The 21,429-nt window shown below is 34.6% G+C and carries 15 protein-coding genes; 14 read left to right on the top strand and 1 reads right to left on the bottom strand.

Annotated features, from left to right (window positions below; all coding sequences use genetic code 11):
* The first annotated feature begins 98 nt into the window (after nt 1-98).
* From Q4566_RS02055 to xylE, 4 genes are all read left to right on the top strand, one after another.
* A complete protein-coding gene (locus Q4566_RS02055) occupies nt 99-1,061 on the top strand; it encodes a YheT family hydrolase (protein ID WP_303417746.1) in 963 nt (320 codons plus the stop codon).
* A 227-nt stretch (nt 1,062-1,288) separates the two neighbouring features.
* Nucleotides 1,289-2,773 carry a xylulokinase gene (locus Q4566_RS02060; RefSeq protein ID WP_303418123.1) on the top strand — a complete coding sequence of 495 codons (1,485 nt, stop codon included), beginning with the start codon at nt 1,289-1,291 and terminating at the stop codon, nt 2,771-2,773.
* A 22-nt stretch (nt 2,774-2,795) separates the two neighbouring features.
* Nucleotides 2,796-4,121, top strand: a complete 1,326-nt coding sequence (gene xylA, locus Q4566_RS02065; protein ID WP_303417748.1) for a xylose isomerase — start codon at nt 2,796-2,798, stop codon at nt 4,119-4,121.
* On the top strand, nt 4,121-5,503 hold the full coding sequence (gene xylE, locus Q4566_RS02070) for a D-xylose transporter XylE (protein ID WP_303417749.1): 1,383 nt from the start codon (nt 4,121-4,123) through the stop codon (nt 5,501-5,503). The genes xylA and xylE overlap by 1 nt, the downstream gene beginning before the upstream one ends.
* Nucleotides 5,504-5,638: 135 nt before the next feature.
* On the opposite strand, the gene Q4566_RS02075 is transcribed toward xylE, so the two are convergent.
* Nucleotides 5,639-6,664: a LacI family DNA-binding transcriptional regulator gene (locus Q4566_RS02075; protein ID WP_303417750.1), complete on the bottom strand. Its 1,026-nt coding sequence runs from the start codon at nt 6,662-6,664 to the stop codon at nt 5,639-5,641.
* A 124-nt stretch (nt 6,665-6,788) separates the two neighbouring features.
* Here Q4566_RS02075 and Q4566_RS02080 point away from each other — a divergent pair, with 124 nt between their 5' ends.
* The 10 genes from Q4566_RS02080 (at nt 6,789) to Q4566_RS02125 (ending at nt 21,024) form a co-directional block, all read left to right on the top strand.
* Nucleotides 6,789-9,083, top strand: a complete 2,295-nt coding sequence (locus Q4566_RS02080; protein ID WP_303417751.1) for an FdhF/YdeP family oxidoreductase — start codon at nt 6,789-6,791, stop codon at nt 9,081-9,083.
* A gap of 156 nt (nt 9,084-9,239) precedes the next feature.
* The gene (gene nirB / locus Q4566_RS02085; protein WP_303417753.1) at nt 9,240-11,759 is read left to right on the top strand and encodes a nitrite reductase large subunit NirB; all 2,520 of its coding nucleotides are present in this window, start codon (nt 9,240-9,242) and stop codon (nt 11,757-11,759) included.
* 285 nt (nt 11,760-12,044) lie between these two features.
* Nucleotides 12,045-12,428 (top strand): nitrite reductase small subunit NirD, encoded by a 384-nt coding sequence (gene nirD / locus Q4566_RS02090; protein ID WP_303417754.1) that lies wholly within the window; start codon nt 12,045-12,047, stop codon nt 12,426-12,428.
* A 22-nt stretch (nt 12,429-12,450) separates the two neighbouring features.
* The gene (locus tag Q4566_RS02095) at nt 12,451-13,035 is read left to right on the top strand and encodes a DUF4202 domain-containing protein (RefSeq protein ID WP_303417756.1); all 585 of its coding nucleotides are present in this window, start codon (nt 12,451-12,453) and stop codon (nt 13,033-13,035) included.
* A gap of 11 nt (nt 13,036-13,046) precedes the next feature.
* Nucleotides 13,047-14,861, top strand: a complete 1,815-nt coding sequence (locus Q4566_RS02100; RefSeq protein WP_303417758.1) for an ATP-binding protein — start codon at nt 13,047-13,049, stop codon at nt 14,859-14,861.
* A gap of 84 nt (nt 14,862-14,945) precedes the next feature.
* Complete coding sequence (locus Q4566_RS02105; RefSeq protein ID WP_303417760.1) at nt 14,946-15,611, top strand: response regulator transcription factor; 666 nt, start codon at nt 14,946-14,948, stop codon at nt 15,609-15,611.
* A gap of 371 nt (nt 15,612-15,982) precedes the next feature.
* Entirely contained in the window at nt 15,983-17,713 is a 1,731-nt protein-coding gene (tssD, locus tag Q4566_RS02110; RefSeq protein WP_303417762.1) for a type VI secretion system tube protein TssD, read from the top strand.
* Nucleotides 17,710-18,318, top strand: a complete 609-nt coding sequence (locus tag Q4566_RS02115; protein WP_303417764.1) for a toxin-antitoxin system YwqK family antitoxin — start codon at nt 17,710-17,712, stop codon at nt 18,316-18,318. Before tssD ends, Q4566_RS02115 begins: the two co-directional genes overlap by 4 nt.
* Nucleotides 18,319-18,511: 193 nt before the next feature.
* Complete coding sequence (locus Q4566_RS02120; RefSeq protein ID WP_303417766.1) at nt 18,512-19,096, top strand: toxin-antitoxin system YwqK family antitoxin; 585 nt, start codon at nt 18,512-18,514, stop codon at nt 19,094-19,096.
* Nucleotides 19,097-19,533: 437 nt separating this feature from the next.
* Nucleotides 19,534-21,024: a nitrate/nitrite transporter gene (locus tag Q4566_RS02125; protein WP_303417768.1), complete on the top strand. Its 1,491-nt coding sequence runs from the start codon at nt 19,534-19,536 to the stop codon at nt 21,022-21,024.
* Nucleotides 21,025-21,429: the final 405 nt, after the last annotated feature.

Consider the following 21,429-nt stretch of genomic DNA (forward strand, 5'->3'; position numbering starts at 1 on the left):
CTGAAGTATAAAATAAAAGTTGTTTTTTTCAACAGTCAACAGTCAACAGTCAACAGTCAACAGTCAACAGTCAACAGTCAACAGTCAACAGTCAAAACATGCCCATACTCAATTCCACATACAAACCATTCTTCTTATTCCGCAACGGCTTTGTTTCAACAGTATATTCCGGATTAGTGCGTCGCGTAGATTTAGAACAAGAGCGTGAACGCATGATCTTGCGTGACGGCGATTTTTTAGATTTAGATTGGAGCTATTCCGAAGAAAAATCAAATAAATTAATCATTTTACTGCACGGTTTGGAAGGTAATGGGAAGCGTCCGTATATGACAGGTACAGCCAAACTCTTCAATGAAAATGGTATTGATGCCGTTTGCGTTAACTTTCGGGGATGTAGTGGGGAAACCAACTTGAAATATAGAAGTTATCATTCTGGTGCTACGGAAGACTTAGAAGATGTGATAAATCACATTCTAAAAGAAAAAAACTATGCAGAAATTTACTTGAAAGGCATCAGTTTAGGAGCCAATATGATTCTTAAATATTTAGGTGAGCGCGATGGAGTTCCGACGCAAATAAAGGCTGCCATTGCGGTTTCGGCACCTTGTTACTTGCATGGTTCAGCTAAAGAACTACATACTTTAAAAAATAAGTTATTCCATGACCGGTTTTTAAAACATCTTTCGGAATCTTTAAAAAATAAGCAAAAACGCTTTCAAGAAGATTTAAGTGAGGATACCATTGCGTCTATAAAAACATTATTTGATTTTGATAATGTTTATACGGCTCAAGCTCATGGTTTTAAAGATGGCTTAGATTATTATACAAAATCCAGTAGTTTACAATTTCTTCCAAAAATTAAAACACCAACCCTGATTATCAATGCGTTAAATGATTCCTTTTTGTCTCATGAATGTTACCCTGTAAAGGAGGCAAAGGAAAATGATTTTTTACATTTAGAAATGCCAAAATATGGTGGTCATGTGGGTTTTATCTCCAAAAAAAATATTTATTACAATGAAAGTCGTGCGTTAGACTTTATTTCTTCCTTAGAAAAATAGACAATATTTTCAGATTGATACTCTATTAACACAAGCACTACAAAAGCTATAACTGTTTTTTACTTAAACGTTTGAGTGTAGTATTTTAATCATGTAAAGTGTTTGTTTTCAGTATTATATGTTGTTTTGTGTTTTGTTGTATTTCCTTAAAATTTGGATGCTTCTGTCTAAATAAGGCACTCTAATTACTAAATTTGAGAAGACTTCAACAATTAATACATAATAGTTTGTACTATATAGGATACGATTTAGGAAGCTCTTCAGTGAAAGTGGCTATAGTAGATGCCTCTACTGGGCAGCAAATAATTTCACTTAACGAGCCTTCCAATGAGATGGAAATTTTGGCGCCAGAATTAAATTGGGCCGAGCAAGACCCAAATATGTGGTGGGAATACATTTGTATAGCCACAAAACGAGCAATAAAAGAGGCTCATATTGATGCTTCAAAAATTCAAGGCATTGGTATTTCTTATCAAATGCATGGTTTGGTTGTCGTTGATAAAGCTGGAGAACCGTTAAGAAATTCTATTATTTGGTGTGATAGCCGTTCAGTAGAAATTGGGAATAAGGCGTTTGATGATTTAGGTCATGATAAATGTACTTCCGAGTTACTAAATTCTCCAGGAAATTTTACAGCTTCAAAATTGAAGTGGGTAAGAGATCATCAGCCAGAAGTATATTCAAAAATTTATAAATACATGTTACCTGGCGATTTTATAGCGTTAAAATTAACCGGAGAGATGAATACCACTAAAAACGGACTTTCAGAAGGCATTTTATGGGATTATAATAAAGATGAGGTTGCCAATTGGTTGTTAGAATATTATGGGGTTGATACTGCTTTAACACCAGATATTGTTGAAAACTTTACAGCACAATGTCACGTGAATGAAAAAGGCGCTGAAGAAACAGGGCTTCCTGTAGGTATTCCTATTACTTATCGTGCTGGCGATCAACCTAATAACGCTTTGTCTTTAAACGTTTTTAATGATGGTGAAGTAGCCGCTACTGGTGGGACTTCAGGTGTTATTTATGCTGTAACCAATCAGAAAAAATCTAAAGAAGCCTCGCGAATAAATCATTTTGCACATGTAAATTATACCAGTGAGAATGCAAACTTAGGAAAGTTGTTGTGTATTAACGGCGCAGGGATTCAATACCGTTGGTTGAAAGATAATTTAGCTTCAAGCTCTTATGAAGCGATGAATGAGAAGGCTAATGAAGTGCCCGTAGGGTCTGAAGGTGTTTGCGTAATTCCTTTCGGAAATGGTGCAGAACGGATGCTAGATAACAAAACCATTGGAACACACTTTTTCAACCTTAATTTAAATATACATGATGAAGGCCATTTGTGTCGAGCTGCGCTTGAAGGGATTGCTTTTTCATTTGTTTATGGTATGGAAATTCTGAAAAATGACCATGCTGAAATTAAGGTGATTCGAGCAGGAAATGATAATCTTTTTAGGTCTGAAATATTTTCAAATACCGTGGCGACATTAATTGGGCATGATATTGAAATTTATAATACTACGGGGGCAATTGGAGCTGCAAGAGCTGTTGGATTAACTAATGGAGACTTTAAAACGTTTGGAGATCACATTACAAACAATGACCATGTGATGACTTACAAGCCTTTAGGGAATAAGGAGCCTTACATCGAGGCTTATAAAAACTGGAAAAAACAATTAGAACTTTTATTAAATCATAATTAAACTAAAATAAACTTAATAAGTTATGGCAACTATAGGAAACAAAGAATACTATAAAGGTATAGGGGAAATAAAGTATGAAGGCAAGGACTCTGATAATCCTTTAGCATTTAAATATTACAACCCAGAGCAAGTTGTTGCGGGTAAAACAATGCGCGAACATTTTAGATTTGCCATTTCTTACTGGCATACGTTCTGTGGCACTGGTGGTGATCCATTTGGACCAGGCACGATTAACTTTCCTTGGGATCAACCAACTGATGCTATTCAAGCAGCAAAAGAAAAGGCTGATGCAGCCTTTGAATTCATCACGAAAATGGGGTTCGATTACTACTGTTTTCATGATATCGACTTGGTACGTGAAGGGGCTACCTTTGGTGAGCATGAAAGTAGGTTAGACGCTATTACCGATTATATTAAAGAGAAACAAGCGGCTTCGGGAGTAAAATTACTTTGGGGAACAGCCAACTGTTTTTCTAATCCGAGATACATGAACGGTGCTTCTACTAATCCTGATTTTGACGTGGTGGCTCGTGCTGGCGGTCAGATTAAATTGGCTTTAGATGCCACTATAAAGTTAGGTGGTGAAAATTATGTGTTCTGGGGAGGTCGTGAAGGTTATATGTCTTTGTTGAACACCGATATGGGCCGTGAATTAGACCACATGGGACGCTTTTTAGGTATGGCAAGAGATTATGCCCGTGCTCAAGGTTTTAAAGGAAACTTTTTTATTGAACCAAAACCTATGGAGCCTATGAAACATCAATATGATTTTGATTCGGCTACAGCAATTGGATTCTTGCGTGAATATGGTTTAGATAAAGATTTCAAAATAAATATAGAAGTAAATCACGCCACTTTAGCGCAGCACACCTTTCAGCATGAAATTGAAGTAGCCGCTAAAGCAGGGATGTTAGGTAGTATGGATGCTAACCGTGGCGACTACCAAAACGGATGGGATACAGATCAGTTTCCTAATAACATTCAAGAAACGACTGAAGCTATGCTAGTATTCTTAAAAGCTGGTGGTTTACAAGGTGGAGGTATCAATTTTGATGCTAAAATTAGAAGAAATTCAACCGATTTAGATGATGTTTTCCATGCTCATATTGGTGGTGCTGATACGTTTGCTCGTGCTTTAATGATTGCAGATAAAATCATGACCTCTTCACCTTATGAAAAATTAAGAGAAGCACGTTACAGTTCATTCGATTCTGGAAAAGGAAAAGCTTTTGAAGAAGGGAAATTAGAGTTAACAGATTTGTATAAAATTGCCCAAGAAAACGGTGAGCTGTCTTTACAAAGTGGTAAACAAGAATTGTTTGAGAATATCATTAATCAATACATATAATGGCAGCTCAAAATAAATTTTATATTTATGTAGTGACCCTAGTTGCGACCCTTGGAGGTTTGTTATTTGGTTATGATACTGCTGTTATTTCTGGTGCTGAAAAATCAATTCAAGCGTTCTTAATTGATAGTCAAGGATTGAGTTCTTTTTTACATGGTGTAACGGTATCTTCAGCCTTAATTGGTTGTATTGTGGGTGGTGCAATTTCAGGATTCGTATCTTCAAAATTCGGTAGAAAAAAAGCCTTAATTATTGCTGGTGTCTTGTTTTTATTATCGGCATTAGGTTCTGGTAATCCTGAGTTTTTATTTTTTGAAAAAGGCGTGCCATCTATGGGGTTACTGTGGATGTTCAACTTTTATAGAATCGTAGGTGGTATTGGTGTAGGTTTAGCCTCAGCGGTTTGCCCGATGTATATTGGTGAAATTGCTCCTGCAGACATCCGAGGGAAACTGGTGTCACTTAATCAATTTGCTATCATCTTCGGAATGCTTGTGGTTTATTTTGTGAATTGGGGTATTGCCGACGGACAAACCATCGAGTGGATTAATGAAATAGGATGGAGACGCATGTTTTTATCCGAAGCCATTCCAGCATCCATTTTTGTGATACTCATGTTTTTTATGCCTGAAACACCAAGATATTTAGCTTTGCAAGGAAAAGATGCAGAAGCATTAGCGACACTTACAAAGTTTAATGGTGTTGATAAAGCTAAAGAGGTTCTGGTAGATATTAAAAATTCTGTTGGGTCAGCAACTAAGGGGGAATTATTTTCATACGGAAAAGTGGTGATTATAATAGGTGTATTATTATCTGTATTTCAGCAATTTGTAGGTATTAATGTAGCACTATATTATGCACCACGAATTTTTGAAAGTATGGGTGCTGCAAAAGATGCATCGATGCTTCAAACTATCATCATGGGCCTAATAAACGTGGTATTTACCGTGGTAGCGATTATGACTGTAGATAGGTGGGGTAGAAAACCACTGCTTATTACTGGTTCAATAGGTATGGCCATTGGTATGATTGCCATTTCCATATTAGCATTCCAAAACATTATTGGTATGGGGACTTTGGTGTTTATTATTATTTATACCGCATCGTTTATGATGAGTTGGGGACCAATCTGTTGGGTGCTTATATCAGAAATATTCCCAAATAAAATACGTAGTCAGGCCATTGCGATTGCGGTTGCAGCTCAGTGGGCGGCTAATTTCTTTATATCGTCTACGTATCCACCAATGATGGAGTTTAGTAGTGGAGGTACTTATCTGTTTTACGGAATTATGAGTATACTTTCAGCCATTTTTGTTTGGAAAATGGTACCTGAAACAAAAGGGAAAACTCTTGAAGAGATGGAAAGTTTATGGAAAAAGTAAGTTAACTTTTGTTAAGTTAGATTAGTAGCTGGTAAAAAGCCTCAATGATTTTAGTGTTGAGGCTTTTTTGATTTAAGAAATTTTACTTCGGTCTTGACTATTGTAGCTGCTCTATGTATTGTGTGTGAAAAAAAGCTAATTCAGTCGTTTTGTCGTCTCGCGTTCAATTAAACTGGTCTTAATCACTTTGGTTTCAAAAGGCTTGGGGTTTGCTTCGTTTTCAATGCGATCTATAAGCATTTTTACCGCCGTTTCCCCAATGTGTTTCCCATGCTGACTAATAGCCGAAATAGAAGGCGTAACATGTTGTAACAACTTTCCGTTGGTAAAACAAGCGATAGATAAATCTTCAGGAATGTTGTACCCCATCTTTTTTACTAAACTTAAGGCATTAACCGCGGCGCTTTCTTCTAAACATAATAAACCATCAATACTTTTGTCAGATAGAATAATTTTAAGTGCAGTGTCGAAATCTTCATACTTGCCAATACGCACAATTATACGTTCATCTATAGGGATGTTACATTGGTTTAGTGCTTTTCTATAGCCTTCCACACGTAGTTTTCCAACACTTAAATTATCAATAACAGAAATTAAAGCGACTTTTTTACAGCCTGATTTAATAAGGTGATTTGTGGCATGAAATGCGCCCTCAAGATCGTTAACAATCACCTTGTCGCAATCCAACTCGTCTGAAACACGATCGAACATCACTATTGGAATACCTTCGTTTAAGGTATTCTTTAAATGGGTGAAATTTTGCTTCAATTGTGTTTCTTCAGCCAAAGAAATGATGATGCCGTCCAAATGGCCATGCTTTAATAAATCGATTGTTTTAACCTCTTTTTCAAACGATTCATTCGAAATACAAGATACCAAATGGTAACCATTTTGAGACGCAATGTGTTCAATACCAATAAATACTTTGGCAAAAAAAGTATTTAAAATATTAGGGATCACAACGCCTATTGTTTTTGTGTTTTTATTTAGTAGATGAAGCGCTGTAACATTAGGTTTGTAGTGGTGTTCTTTGGCATACTCTTGAATTTTAGTCTTGGTTTTAGCGCTAATTTCATGGCTGTCTTTTAACGCTTTGGATACGGTCGCTATAGATACATTAAAGGTTTGCGCAATATCTTTTAAAGTGATTCTTTTTTTCATGTGGCTGACAAAGTAAATGGGGTACAATTTAGAACAAATATTTTTCTTTTCTATACAGGTGGCTCTTTTGGTTTTTTCATATTGATTTAAAAACGCGATATTTGGACTAACTAAACAAACTATTATGAGTAAAACTGCTGAAAAAAAGGCACTAACACCAGAAGATTTTGAAAACTTGAAAATCACTGAACTACCTAAACACAGTGTGGGGTTTGGTGGCCTTACAGCTGCCATGAGTCAGGTTTCGAAGTATATGAATATTGCTGATGCTTTTAAATTAGGTAGAAAAATGAACCAAAAAGGGGGATTTGATTGTCCGGGATGCGCCTGGCCAGATCCCGATGATGAGCGTTCTGCTATGGGTGAATTTTGCGAAAACGGTATAAAAGCCATTGCTGAAGAAGCCCAGAATAAAACCATTGGAGCCAATTTTTTTGCAGAGCATAGTGTAGATGAATTAGCAAGTTGGACAGATTTTGAAATTGGAAAATCTGGGCGATTAGCTGAACCCATGTATCTTTCTCAAGGCGAAACACACTACAAACCCATTTCTTGGGAAGAAGCTTTTAATAAAGTGGGTACACATTTAAATGCTTTGGATAACCCTGATGAAGCGGTTTTTTATACCTCCGGAAGAACGACTAACGAAGCTGCTTTTTTGTATCAATTATTTGTGCGCGAATACGGAACATCTAATTTGCCAGACTGTTCGAATATGTGTCATGAAGCCAGTGGAAGCGCTTTGTCGGAAACCTTAGGTATAGGTAAAGGCTCGGTGACTTTAGATGATTTGTATAAAGCTGAATTGGTTTTAGTGGTTGGGCAAAACCCAGGAACAAACCATCCGCGTATGCTAACAGCCTTAGAAAAATGTAAAAATAATGGCGGTAAAATTGTAGCTATAAATCCGTTGCCAGAGGTTGGTTTAGTAAAATTTACGAATCCGCAAAACCCAATTAAATTATTAACCGGTGGTACCGAATTGGCCGATGTGTTTGTACCCGTAACTATTAATGGTGATGTGGCTTTTTTTAAAGCTGTTTTGTTGAAATTATTAGCTGCGGAAGAACAAAAAGGAAATGTATTTGATCAAGATTTTATAAATGAATTTACAGATGGTTATGATGCTTTTATAGCGGATTTAAAAACCTATAATTTTGAAGATTGCTTAGAGGCTTCAGGAATTTCAAGAGCAATATTTGATCAGGTTTTTGATTTGATTCTTAATAAAAAGAAAATCATTATCTGTTGGGCCATGGGGTTGACGCAGCATGAAAACGCCGTAGATAATATTCGAGAAGTGGTAAATCTGTTACTTTTAAAAGGAAGCATAGGTAAGGAAGGCGCAGGCACTTGTCCGGTTAGAGGGCATTCCAATGTGCAAGGCGATCGTACTGTTGGGATTTGGGAAGCTGCACCACAAGCTTTTTTAGATAAAATAGAATCTAAATATGGATTTAAACCCAGTGTAAAGCATGGTTATTCGGTTATTGATGCCATTAAAGCGATGCATGAGAAAAAGGCTAAAGTTTTCTTTGGTCTTGGGGGTAATTTTATATCCGCAGTACCAGATACGGTCTATTCCGCGAAAGCGTTATCAAACTGTAATTTAACGGTACACGTTAGTACGAAGTTAAATCGTTCGCATCTGGTTACAGGGAAGGAAGCTTTAATATTTCCTTGTTTGGGAAGAACCGAAAAAGATTATCAGAAATCTGGATTGCAAAAACAAAGCGTAGAGAATTCCATGGGTGTGGTAAGTTCTACAGCCGGCGTTTTGGAACCTTGCTCCACAGCACTACTTAGTGAAGTTGCTGTAGTATGTGGTATCGCTCATGCCACGCTTAAAGAGCGCTCCAAAATTAATTGGTTACAATATAAAGATGATTACAATTTGGTGCGTGATGATATTGAAGAAGTGGTTGCTGGTTTTGAAGATTATAATAAAAGATTAAAAAATCCTTCAGGGTTTTATCTGCCAAACGGTGCTCGTGTTAGAAAGTTTCATACGAAAACAGGTAAAGCGAATTTTTCGATTAACAAGATGCCTGAATGGAAATTAAAGGACGGTGAACTCATCATGATGACTATTCGTAGCCATGATCAATTTAATACAACTATTTATGGGTTAGACGATCGCTACCGTGGTGTTTTTAATGGAAGACGGGTAATTTTTATGAATCGAGAAGACATGAAATCACGCGGGTTGGCTGAACATCAGTTAGTTAATTTAAAATCTGAGTTTAACGGTACCATTAGAAAAGTAAGTAGTTTTAAAGTGGTGGGTTACGATATTCCTAAAAATTGCTGCGCTACGTATTTTCCAGAAACTAATGTTTTAGTGCCTTTAGATAGTTTTGCACACACAGCTAAAACGCCCGCATCCAAGAGCATCGCTATCACAATAGAGAATGTTTAAGATTTCATTAAAACTCAACCCTTAATTTTTGTAATAAGCAATTATTCATAAATCAATTTGAGAAATTAGCAATAATACGTATTGTGTGAAAAATTCTTAGAAAAAGATAGTTCAAAATAAGTATAAATACTTAGTTTTGTTTTCAAATACGTAATTATGAAACAAATAATTGTTGTTGGAAACGGAATGGTAGGCTATAAATTTTGTGAAAAATTTGTAGAGCAAGCTAAAAGTAAAAACTATAAAATAACAGTTTTTGGTGAAGAGCCAAGACCTGCTTACGATCGTGTTCACTTGAGTGAATTTTTTGAAAATCAGGATGCTAAGGCTTTAGAGATGGCGCCTAGATCATGGTATGAAGAGCACGGTGTTGAGTTGATAACCGGTGAACGTATTACGGATATTCACCGTTCTTCAAAGAAAATTACAACAACTAAGGATGAGAATTATAAGTACGATTATTTGGTTTTAGCCACAGGATCGGCACCATTTGTACCTAATATTAATGGTATAGAAAAGAAAGGTGTTTTCGTTTATAGAACGATTGAAGATCTTGAGGATATGCTTGCTTATGCTAAAGAAATTATAGGAGACCGCAAAGAAGTGGTTAAAGCAGCTGTTCTTGGTGGTGGTTTATTAGGTTTAGAGGCTGCCAAAGCAGTTAAAGATATGGGGTTTGAACCTCATGTTGTTGAGTTTGCTCCTAAATTAATGCCGAGACAGTTAGATACGCGTGGTAGTAAAGTACTGCAAGAGAAAATTGAATCTTTAGGGATTAACGTGCATTTATCTAAAGCTACTAATAAAATTCTTGGTGATGATAGCATTACAGGGATGGAGTTTGGTGAATATGATAAGATTGATGTAGAGATGCTTGTTGTTTCTGCAGGGATTAGACCTCGTGATGAGCTAGGGAAAACCTGTGATTTGAAAATGGGCGTACGTGGTGGTATTGTTGTGAATAACAAAATGCAAACTTCGGATCCTGAGATATTCGCCATTGGAGAGGTAGCTCTTTATAATAATATGATTTATGGTTTAGTAGCTCCAGGTTATGATATGGCTGAGGTTGCTGTAAATCAGATTATAGGGAATATCGAGGCCGTTATGGAAGAAGAGATTGATATGTCTACCAAATTAAAATTAATTGGTGTGGATGTAGCAAGTTTTGGAGAGCCGTTTATGCCAGTTGAAAAAGGCTATTCAATTATTTTTGAGAATAAAACTAAGAATTTATACAAACGTGTAAATATTAGTCACGATGGTAAAATGTTATTAGGAGGTATCTTAATTGGAGATGCTTCAGATTATAATATGTTCCATCAAATATATTTAAACGGATTACCAATTCCTGAAGATGCTGAAGAATTAGTAATCGGTTCTAGAGGTGAAGGAGGTTCTTCTTTTGGAAGTGTTTTAGATATTCCAGACGCTGCGCAAGTTTGTTCTTGTGAAAGTGTGACTAAAGGAGATATTTGTTGTTCAATAACTGAAGAAGGTTGTGAAAACTTAGGTGATGTTATTGCTAAAACGAAAGCGACTACGGGTTGTGGTGGTTGTAAGCCAATGGTTGTCGATTTAGTAAACGAGACTTTAAAATCGCAAGGAAAAGAAGTTAAAGAAGTTTTATGTGAGCACTTTAGTTTTAACCGTCAGGAGCTTTACGATTTAATAAAAGTAAATAAAGTAGCCGATTATGACGAAGCCTTAAACTTATTTGGTGAAGGTCATGGTTGTGAGACTTGTAAGCCAGCGTTAGCATCTATTTTTGCTACCATTACGATGGAAACTCCAAACCGTCAAGTGGCTATTCAAGATACAAATGATAAGTATTTAGCAAACATCCAACGTAACGGAACGTACTCTGTAGTGCCAAGAGTTGCGGGTGGAGAAATTACACCAGACCAATTAATTGTTATTGGTGAGGTTGCTAAGAAATACGATTTATATACAAAAATAACGGGTGGTCAACGTATTGATTTATTCGGAGCACAAATTCATGAATTACCTTTAATCTGGAAAGAATTAATTGATGCTGGTTTCGAAAGTGGTCATGCTTACGGTAAATCACTTAGAACAGTAAAAAGTTGTGTGGGTTCGACTTGGTGTCGTTACGGCATGCACGAAAGTGTAACCTTTGCTATAGATATTGAAAATAGATATAGAGGATTACGTTCGCCGCATAAATTAAAAGGTGGTGTTTCAGGATGTATTAGAGAATGTGCTGAAGCTAGAGGTAAAGATTTCGGATTAATTGCTGTTGAAGGTGGATGGAATTTATATGTATGTGGTAACGGTGGAGCAACTCCAAAACATGCCATATTATTCGCTGAACAATTAGATGATGAAACAGCAATTAAATACTTAGATAGATTTTTAATGTTCTACATTAGAACTGCGGGACCATTAGTAAGAACGGCGCCTTGGTTAGAAAAACTTGAAGGAGGTATTGAATACTTAAAACAAGTGGTTATTGAAGATTCTTTAGGGATTGCTGAAGAATTGGATGCTGAGATGCAAGGTTTAGTTAATAAGTATGAGTGTGAGTGGAAACAAGCGATTGAAGATCCAGAAATGATGAAACGTTTCAAACATTTCGTGAATTCTGATGATACAGATGATAATTTAGCCTTTGTACCAATGCGTGATCAAAAAATGCCTAAAGCTTGGAACTAAATAAAGTTAAAAGTGAAAAGTGAAAAGTGAAAAGTTCATTGTTTGCGGATTAGACTCAGCTGAAAACTGATACTGAAAACTGCTAACTGGACTGCGTTAGGGATTGAAGCGGCATCCTTTTTTGAGGCACGATAAAAAAGATATAGCGGAAAGCCCGACCCTTGTGGTAACGCCCAAAATAAATTATGTTTGTTTAGGTGTTGAATTATGTAATAGAAATGTCGATTAAAGAATTCAACACATAAACGAACAAACAAAAACAATAAATCAACAAAATAAAGAGATATGCAAGAGCAAGATATACTAGATCAATACCAATCGGTGTCGGAGGAGCAAGTTAAGGACTGGTTTAAAGTAGGTGTGGTTGAAGATTTTCCTGAAAATAGTGGTGCTTGTATCAAATATAAAACAAAGCAAATTGCGGTTTATAATTTTACAAGAACTGGTAAATGGTATGCGTCTCAAAATTTATGTCCGCATAAAATGGAAATGGTCCTTTCTCTAGGTATGATTGGAGATAAAGACGGTATTCCTAAAGTGGCTTGCCCAATGCATAAAAAGAACTTCTCGTTAGAAGATGGTTCGAATATGGCTGGCGAAGATTTAAAAATTGCCACCTATCCTGTTAAAATTGAAAAGGGAAATGTGTATATTGGCTTTTCAGATTAATGAAAAGTAATACAATACACATATGAAGCCTACAAGATTTGAAACAGCTATAGCTTTAATAGATAAAAAAAACGCAGAAGACACGAATACATACCAGGTTGCTGGGATGGCATACCCTAAGGAATTGTTGTATTCGCAACGTATGACTAGGAAGTTATTACAGTTTTATCCCGATGCGTCTAAAGCCCTTCAAATCGCAGCACGCGCACAGCATATTTGCCGTTGGAAAATAGCAAGAGACGAATATCCTATGGATCGTGTAGGGTATTTAAAGTGGCGTGAAACATTAAAAAAAATGCATGCGGAAATAACTGCTGAAATCTTGGAACAAGTAGGTTTCGACCAGCAGTTTATAGATCGCGTTTCTTTGTTAGTCAATAAAAAACTGATTAAAAAGAATGAGGAAACTCAAATTCTAGAAGACACGATTTGCTTAGTGTTTTTAGATTACTATTTCGATGAGTTTGCCGCAAAGCATGACGACGAAAAAATTATAGACATTCTTAAGAAAACTTGGGTTAAGATGTCTGAAAACGGACATGAGGCTGCTTTACAATTGCCTTATTCGGAAAAAAGTTTAGCGCTCGTTAAAAAAGCAATTTCATAATGATGTAATATATGACAAAGCACGGAAATTCATTAGACCAAAGAACGTTTGATAAATTAAGCCGGCTTTATATTATTGCATTAAGTGCCATTGCGGTTTCTGTAATTCTTAGCCAAATTCTTATTCGTAACCACCTTTCCGATCAGGAAACGGATTCTTCGGTCATAAATGTGGCGGGAAGACAACGTATGCTTAGTCAGAAACTGACAAAAGATGTGGTTTCACTGTCTACAGGAAATAGTTTAGAAACCAGAGTTTTACTTAAGAATAAGATTAAAGAAACACTTGATCTTTGGAAACTGTCGCATTACGCACTTCAAAACGGAAGTGATAGTTTAGGGCTTCCGGCTGAAAATACTGAAGAGATTCGTGCTAGATTCTCGATTTTGAATCCGGTTTTTGATAAAATAGGTTTTGCTTCTAATTCTATTATTTCTATAATAGAAGAAAATCCAGAGGCGCCTATCTCAAATTTTGCGAAAGAAATTGATGTAGTTAAAGAAAAGGAGAGTGATTTTTTATTGCTGATGGATGATATTGTGAATCAATACGATCTTGAAGCTGCTAAAAAAGTAGATTGGTTACGAAGGTTAGAAATGTGGCTTACTGGGCTAACTTTAATCATTTTATTAGGAGAGTTTTTGTTTATTTTTTGGCCTGCAGCAAAATCGGTTAAATCAGCTCTTTCGGAACTCTTATTTGCTGAAAAACGTGCCAAGAAAATGGCTTTCGATGCCGATGAGCTTAGTTTGGCAAAAGAGAAGTCCATAAAAGAATTACGTGCTTTAAGCCGTGCGATGGATGATACTTTACTGTTTGCTCGAATTTTGCCAAATGGCCATATCGTGCATATGGGAAATAAGTTTTCTCGCCTTTTTAAGTATTCTAAAATGACTGATATAGGTTTGTTTTGGACGGTTTTATCTCAAGAAGAAACTGAGCAAGTCATGATTGAGGACTTGATTACAAAATATAAGAAAACAGGTTGGCAAGGTGAAGTGAAGGCTAGTACAAAGGAGGGCGATGATGTCTGGTTGGAAATGGCTATTATTCCTTATAGTCCAACGGAAGATCGATCGGAACTGCTTATAATAGCTTCTGAAATTACAGACAGAAAGGAAGCTCAGTTAGAAATTGACAGGTTGACAACGGCGAGTTTTGAGGAGAAAATGAATCAGCAAAAGATCATTTCTAGTAAAATTATTGAAAACCAAGAAAAAGAACAGAATAGGATAGCCAAGGATGTGCATGATGGTATCGGACAAATGCTTACGGGTTTAAAATATAATTTAGAGAGTATTGATACGAGTAATATTGAAAAGGCCACTGCTAAAATTGAAAACCTAAAAGTGCTGGCCAGCGATATTATTAAAGGGATTAGAACAGCTACTTTTAATTTGGCACCACCAGAATTAACCGATCATGGTATTGTGCCTGCTATAGCCAAATTAACCCAAGAATTAGCTAAACTTACAGGAAAACAAATTATGCTTTTTAATAAAACCGATTTTAATCAGCGTTTAGATTCCTTAGTAGAAATTAATATTTATCGCATCACGCAGGAGGCTATTAATAATGCGATTAAATATGCTGAAACCTCTCATATATTGGTCGCTTTATCGCATAGTAAAGATATTTTAAGCATTGTTATCGATGATAACGGTAAAGGTTTCGATCCAAAGAATATCAAGAATGTCAAGAATGGAGATGGCGGAATGGGCATGACTTTTATGAGGGAGCGTATCAAGTATATTGATGGTCGTTTCTTTTTAAATTCTGAAATAGGAAAAGGGACACGTGTTACTTTAAATATTCCGTTAAAGTAGAGGCTAGATAAAAATAACAGTGTTGAAATAATAAATACGTAGTTTTACTTAATTTTACTATTTTTGTACTTATAAATGGAATTTATGGATATTATTAATGTTGTGCTTGCAGACGATCATGTATTGGTTAGAGATGGGATTAGAGCGCTTTTGGAAGATCAATCTGGAGTCAAAGTCATTGCTGAAGCTTCGAACGGAAAAGAGGCTTTAGAGATTATCGCTGAAAACAAGCCACATGTTTTAATTGTGGATATTAGAATGCCAGAAATGAATGGTATTGAAGTGGTAGGGGAGATAAATAAAATGTACTCGGATGTTCGTACATTAGTACTGTCTATGCATGATTCGGAAGAATATGTTTTAAAAGCAATCCAAGCTGGAGCCGACGGGTATTTATTAAAAGGTGCCAGTAAAGAAGAATTTTTAAAAGCATTGAATAATGTCGCTGCTGGTGGAAAATATTTTACGGGAGACGTTTCTGCAATCATCATGAATAACTTTGTAAACGGCAATACTAATACTGCTGTTGTTGAAGAGAAACAGATAAAAAAAGATCCGTTTAAATTAACTAAGCGTGAAAAACAAATACTTAATTTAGTATTACAGCTTAAAAATAATAAAGATATTGCTGAAGAACTTCAAATAAGTAAACGTACTGCTGAAGTACATCGTTTTAACCTTATGAAAAAATTAGAAGTTAAAAATCTAATGGAACTAAGTAATAAGGCTAAAGAGTTTGACTTGGTTTAACTCTCCTTGTTTTATTTTTATTAAAAATAAAGTGAAAATCCCTAGGTTTTAATGGTCTTGGGATTTTTTTATGCCTTTATTCCAGGGTAAATAGGTGATGATTTGACTAGCTTACTAAGCATATTAATTTCCTTTTTTTCTCAAAAGGATACAGACGAAAGCGCTTAGTCCATTCACTTACTAATTGTTTGAATACGGATTATTTGAATAAGTTTTATAAAAGATCAACCTTAAAAGTGGACTGAGTTAATTCTTCATAAAAAACAATATTATTTATTTGTGCTATTTATCTTATATTTGAAAGAAATATTTTACATGAAACTTGTGGTTTCAAAATCATTCAAATTCATATAAGGAATGAAAAATAAAAAATGGTAAAAGCAAAATTAATAATAGACAGAAAGGAAATAAATCTACTATGGTTTACTTTTAGTTTTAACCAAGAAGCAGATTATAACGGAAGACCTTCTCAGAACCCCGTGTTTACAGGGCTTAAATTAGTTGTTGAATCTAGAAAGGATCTTGATTTTGAAGAATGGGCTTTTGCTCCCAATCAAGCGAAACAAATTGAAGTGCATATTTATCCTATTGTTTTAGGTGGGCAAACACGTAAAATTAATTTCTATGATTGCCACCTTGTAAATTGGAAAAATAATTTTTCATCAATAGGGAGTGAGCCGATGAGTGAAACTCTTGAAATTACTGCAGCAGGTGTTAAAGATCCTCAAACTCTAACGGAATACTCTGCCAAATGGAGAACTACTTTTCCAAGCGAGGATGTTAATTTAATAACACGAGAAGAAACAGAAGAAGTTGAAGAGGAATTAGCTCTGAAGTTTATAGCAAAATTTGAACGATTAGATACTTATAAAGGTGAGTTTGGTTTCGATTGGATGCGAGATGAATATGAAGTAATATCTGAAAATTACCAAAAACTAAAAAAAGAATACACCCCAACCAAAATTCATGACCAAGATTACTTTGTTCCATGGTTAAGTATGTTTCCTAATCAAGAAAATGTAAAGCTAAATTTAGTAATTACGGAAATAGAAGGTAATGTAAAAGACACAGACATTATAAAACTACCTCCCAAAAGCGGGGTTAAATTTATACCTAATGAATTGAAACTATCTGAAGCTAATTGTAAGGAAATAACCGTAGTCTGTGAAACACCGTTAAACAATGATGTAGTCATTTCATTATTAGATAAAGATAATAATGAAGTCGGAAAGTTAAATGTGTTTAAAAATGCTAATCACGAACAGTTACACTTTAATATTACGCCTGTTCGTGTTTTAAGAGGTGTTTCTACTGAAAGAGACAAGCAAATCATTGAAAATATGATGGACCACGCACAAGGTTTTGGAGATAATAACAAAGATATAAACGGTGATTTACAAAACTTACAGAAATATTTAAACGAGCAGTCTTTAAACCAAGCCTTATTACAATGTCATATTGGTCATGTTTATGATGTAATTATAGATGAAGAGAAATGGATTTCTGACGACCTTATTGTTGATGAGGGCTGTGCTTTTAAAGGTAGTTTATTAGATAAGTTTGACGCTGAATTTAAAAAGCAACATCCAAAAGCATATAAAAACAGAGGGATTACAGTATTTCTTTCGCCATTAAAAAATGTGAAAAAGGATAGTAGTCCTGGAGCTGGAGGTTATGGAAACTTGGGTGATATTGATTCCAAAAATCTAGTCATCTTTGAAACAAATCTTTGGCATAAAGAAACATTCGCTCATGAAATTGCTCATGTTGCAGGTTTAGAGCATTCTTTTAAGGAAGAGGAGGATTTGACAGCAGAAGAAGTTATTTCCTATAATTATAGAAAAGCCGAAATTGACGGTTATTTTGATAAAATAATTAAAACAGGGGGATATACTAAGGAAGAAATTAGAAAGCTTTGGGAGCCCTATAGTGATGAAATGAGAGTTATCAATTCGGCTTTATATACACTAAATAGAAACTTGTATAAGTTTAAACAGGCTGAAACTGATAATTTTATGGATTATAATAATAAAGGTAAATCTTTTTGGAAGTTTCAATGGAAGAGTCTACAAGAAGATGTATTAAAATTCTATAATAAATGAGAAATACATATATACACTTAAGTTTTTTGTTTTTAAGTTTTAGTCTTTTAGGGCAAAACAAAAATATTCAAGCACCACCGATTTTTATTAATTCACTTTACTTAGATTCAGAAATTATTAAGGGGGTAGAGTGTTATACATATAAAGATTTAGAAATTAGTGATAATTTTTATGCGATTTATTATAAAGTGAGAAAGTCAAATTCTAAAGAAAACCAAACAAATGACATAATAAGAGCTAAGTCCGATTTCTCTATAGGTACCCATACAGGGTATATTGCAACTGGATATTTAAGGTTATGTCATAAAAATGGCTTATGGAAAACAACCTATAACAACAAACTTGTAAAAAGCATAAATTATAAAAAAGGCTTACTTATTGGAAAATATGCCGTGTACAGCACTAAAGGCAATGAATTATACAACACAACCTTTGGAAATTCAGGTGATGGTAAATTTAAGGATTACTATTATGATTCTGGTGTTTTAAAGGAGGAAGGCAGTTATAAAAATGGCAAAAAAGAAGGAAAGTGGTGTAAATATGATAAGGATGGAAATGTCATAACTACTGTTTACTATGAAAGTGGTGTGCCTTTAGAAAAGTAGTTTTTTCAAGTAGAGAACTTTATAATTTTGTTAGAAGTAATCTAAATATTCACTAAACAAACTTATTTAAATTTGAAAAGGCTTCCACAGAAAATTTTATGGATTATAATGTTGCAAGAGAATCTTTCTGGAAATTTCAATGGAAGGCACTACAAGATGATATTCTGAAATTTTATAAATCTTAAAAAAAAAAATGAAAAAAATATTAATTTTATTATTAATGATTAATTCTTTTTTAGTGTTAGCTCAAAGAATTGCACCTGAAAAACCAAATAATCTCACCTTCTCTCATTTAATCATAAAGAAAGAGGACAATGAAAATGGAAAAACAGTTTATCTAAGAAAATCAAACAATCGCCCACTAGATTCTGAAGAAATATTCGATATAACTGAAACCTATCCTAATGATGAATCTGATATGAAAGGCTTGTATATACATACTAGCTTAATAAAAAAAGGGTTGATGTCAAAAGGTTATAAAACAGGCTTATGGAAAACTTACTATAAAAGCAAATTAGTAAAAACTCAAAACTGGAAACTAGGGCTTGCTATAGGTGAATACTCTGTTTACGATGTTAAAGGCTGTGAATTATACAAAACAACATTTGGTAATTCAGGTGAAGGAAAATTTAAAGATTACTATTATGAAACTGGTGCTTTAAAAGAGGAAGGCAGTTATAAAAATGGTAAAAAAGAAGGAAAGTGGTGTGAATATGATAAGGATGGAAATGTCATAACTACCATTTACTATGAAAGTGGTGTGTCGTTAGAAAAGTAAATTACCACATTAAAAATTGCAACTAATTGTTTATTCAAGTAATTTTTGTGAATCACAGATTATATTATTCAGGTTGTGTCTACTTATTCACTTGATGAAATAGTCCTATGGGTTTGGGAAGCGTGATTCCAGTTTATGGGATGACAAAAGTGAAAACGAATAACAGTTACAAAAAGAGATATCAAGATACTTCAATGATGCTTGTTATTTTTGCGATTTACAGTGCTCTTGCGCATAAGTAAATTAGCTATTCTATTAAATTATATGAGAATTAATGAATCCTTTTAATAATTCTTCAAAATCATGAATCTATAATTGTTAAACTCATAATTTTACTTAATTACGTAGTTTTTAGATGTAAAAATTAAGTATTTATACTTAATTTCGCCTTGTTAGTAAGCACCAAATCGGTGTGATAAATTTTAAATAAATTTGAAATGAATACAACACAAGGAGCAAATAAAACACTGTTTATAAATACTTTAGCGTTTACGTTCTGTTTTGCAGCATGGTTGTTAAATGGAATATTAGTTACTTTTTTAGTAGATAATCAAGTTTTTTCTTGGAGTGCTGTGGAGATAGGTTGGTTAATAGGTATTCCAGTATTGACTGGAGCTATTTTTAGATTGCCAGCAGGTGTTTTAACCGATAAATTAGGTGGTAAGCCTGTATTTACAGGATTGTTGCTATTATGTGCGATTCCTATGTATTTGCTGTCTTATGCAAATGATTTTTGGTCTTTTGCATTATGTAGTTTAGGTTTTGGAATCGCAGGAGCAAGCTTTGCGGTTGGTATTGCTTTTTCTTCAATTTGGTTTCCTAAAGAAAAGCAAGGTGTAGCATTAGGGATTTTTGGTGCTGGTAACGCTGGTGCGGCTATAACTACCTTAGTTGGGCCAAAACTTTTAAATTTTCTTACAGATAATAAAACAAATTTAGACGGTTGGAGAGATATGCCAAGAATATACGCTGGAGTTTTAGTGCTTATGGCGGTGGTGTTTTTCTTAACTACAAAAAATAAAAAACCAGCCTCAAGTTCTAAAACTATAAAAGCGATGCTAGTGCCACTTAAAAGTGTGCGTGTATGGCGTTTCGGATTGTACTACTTTTTAGTATTTGGTTGTTTTGTAGCTTTTGCAGGTTGGTTAGTTCCTTATTACACAAATGTTTATGCATTAGATTTAGTTACAGCAGGAATATTAGCCTCTTGTTTTAGTTTGCCTTCAGGGATTATTAGAGCCTTTGGTGGATGGTTGTCGGATAGAGTTGGAGCAAGAAAAGTGATGTACTGGGTGTTAGGGTCTTCGTTGATTTTTAGTGCTATTTTAATTGTACCAAAAATGGATATTTACGCGGCAGGTAAGGGAATTATGGCGAAAGCTTCAGGAACAGTAACCGATGTTACTCCAAATTATATTGAAGTTGAAGGTGTGAAATATGCTGTTAAAGCCAAAACTGACGAACTAGCAAATGTAGATGAAGGCTTTCATATTTTTCCAAAGAAAGAATCATGGCAAGAAGTACTTGTTCAAAAAGGAGATGTGGTTAAAAAGAAGCAACTTATTGCTAAAGGAAATACACATATTTTCTTCCAAGCGAACCTATGGATTTTCGCTATTGTAGCGATTATTATTGGATCTATTTGGGGTATTGGTAAAGCGGCAGTTTATAAGCATATTCCAGATTATTTTCCTGAGGAAGTTGGTGTAGTTGGTGGTATGGTAGGCGTGCTTGGTGGACTGGGAGGTTTCTTTTGTCCGATCATATTTGGTTACTTATTAGAAGGTACTGGGCTATGGTCGAGCTGTTGGATTTTAATGCTTGTATTGTCTGCGGTATGTTTAATTTGGATGCATCGCGTAGTTCAAAAAATGGCTGATAAAGCAACACCTCAGTTAGTAAATAAATTCGAGAACGAGAATGGTTAAGTCTTGTTTGATTAGTGTTTAAGTTCTTGTGGTTTAGTTAAATTCACTTTTTTGTAATTATAGCAATAATGCAGCATCGATTTTTAGTAAATCGTTAAAATGGCTAATCATTATTTGTTAATCTAGTAATTATTTTAAATTACTTAATTATGAATTCTTAAATTAAGTATTTATACTTAATTTTACGTAGATTAAAAATAAAATGAGTTCATTAAACATCATGAAATAAAGATTACAGTTTCAGTTTTAAGTGTTTTAAAATAAGTGAGATCTGTTCTTTAAGACATGTAAAAGTATAACCAGAAGTTGTTAAAATGTGCTATCATTCATAGCAACGAAAGGTTTGTTTTGTTGACATAATGTAATGCTGTATTATTTGCAGTTTTAGCTACCGTAGTGTCTAAT

It is taken from the genome of Tamlana sp. 2_MG-2023, assembly GCF_030548465.1.
Taxonomy (GTDB): Bacteria; Bacteroidota; Bacteroidia; order Flavobacteriales; family Flavobacteriaceae; genus Pseudotamlana.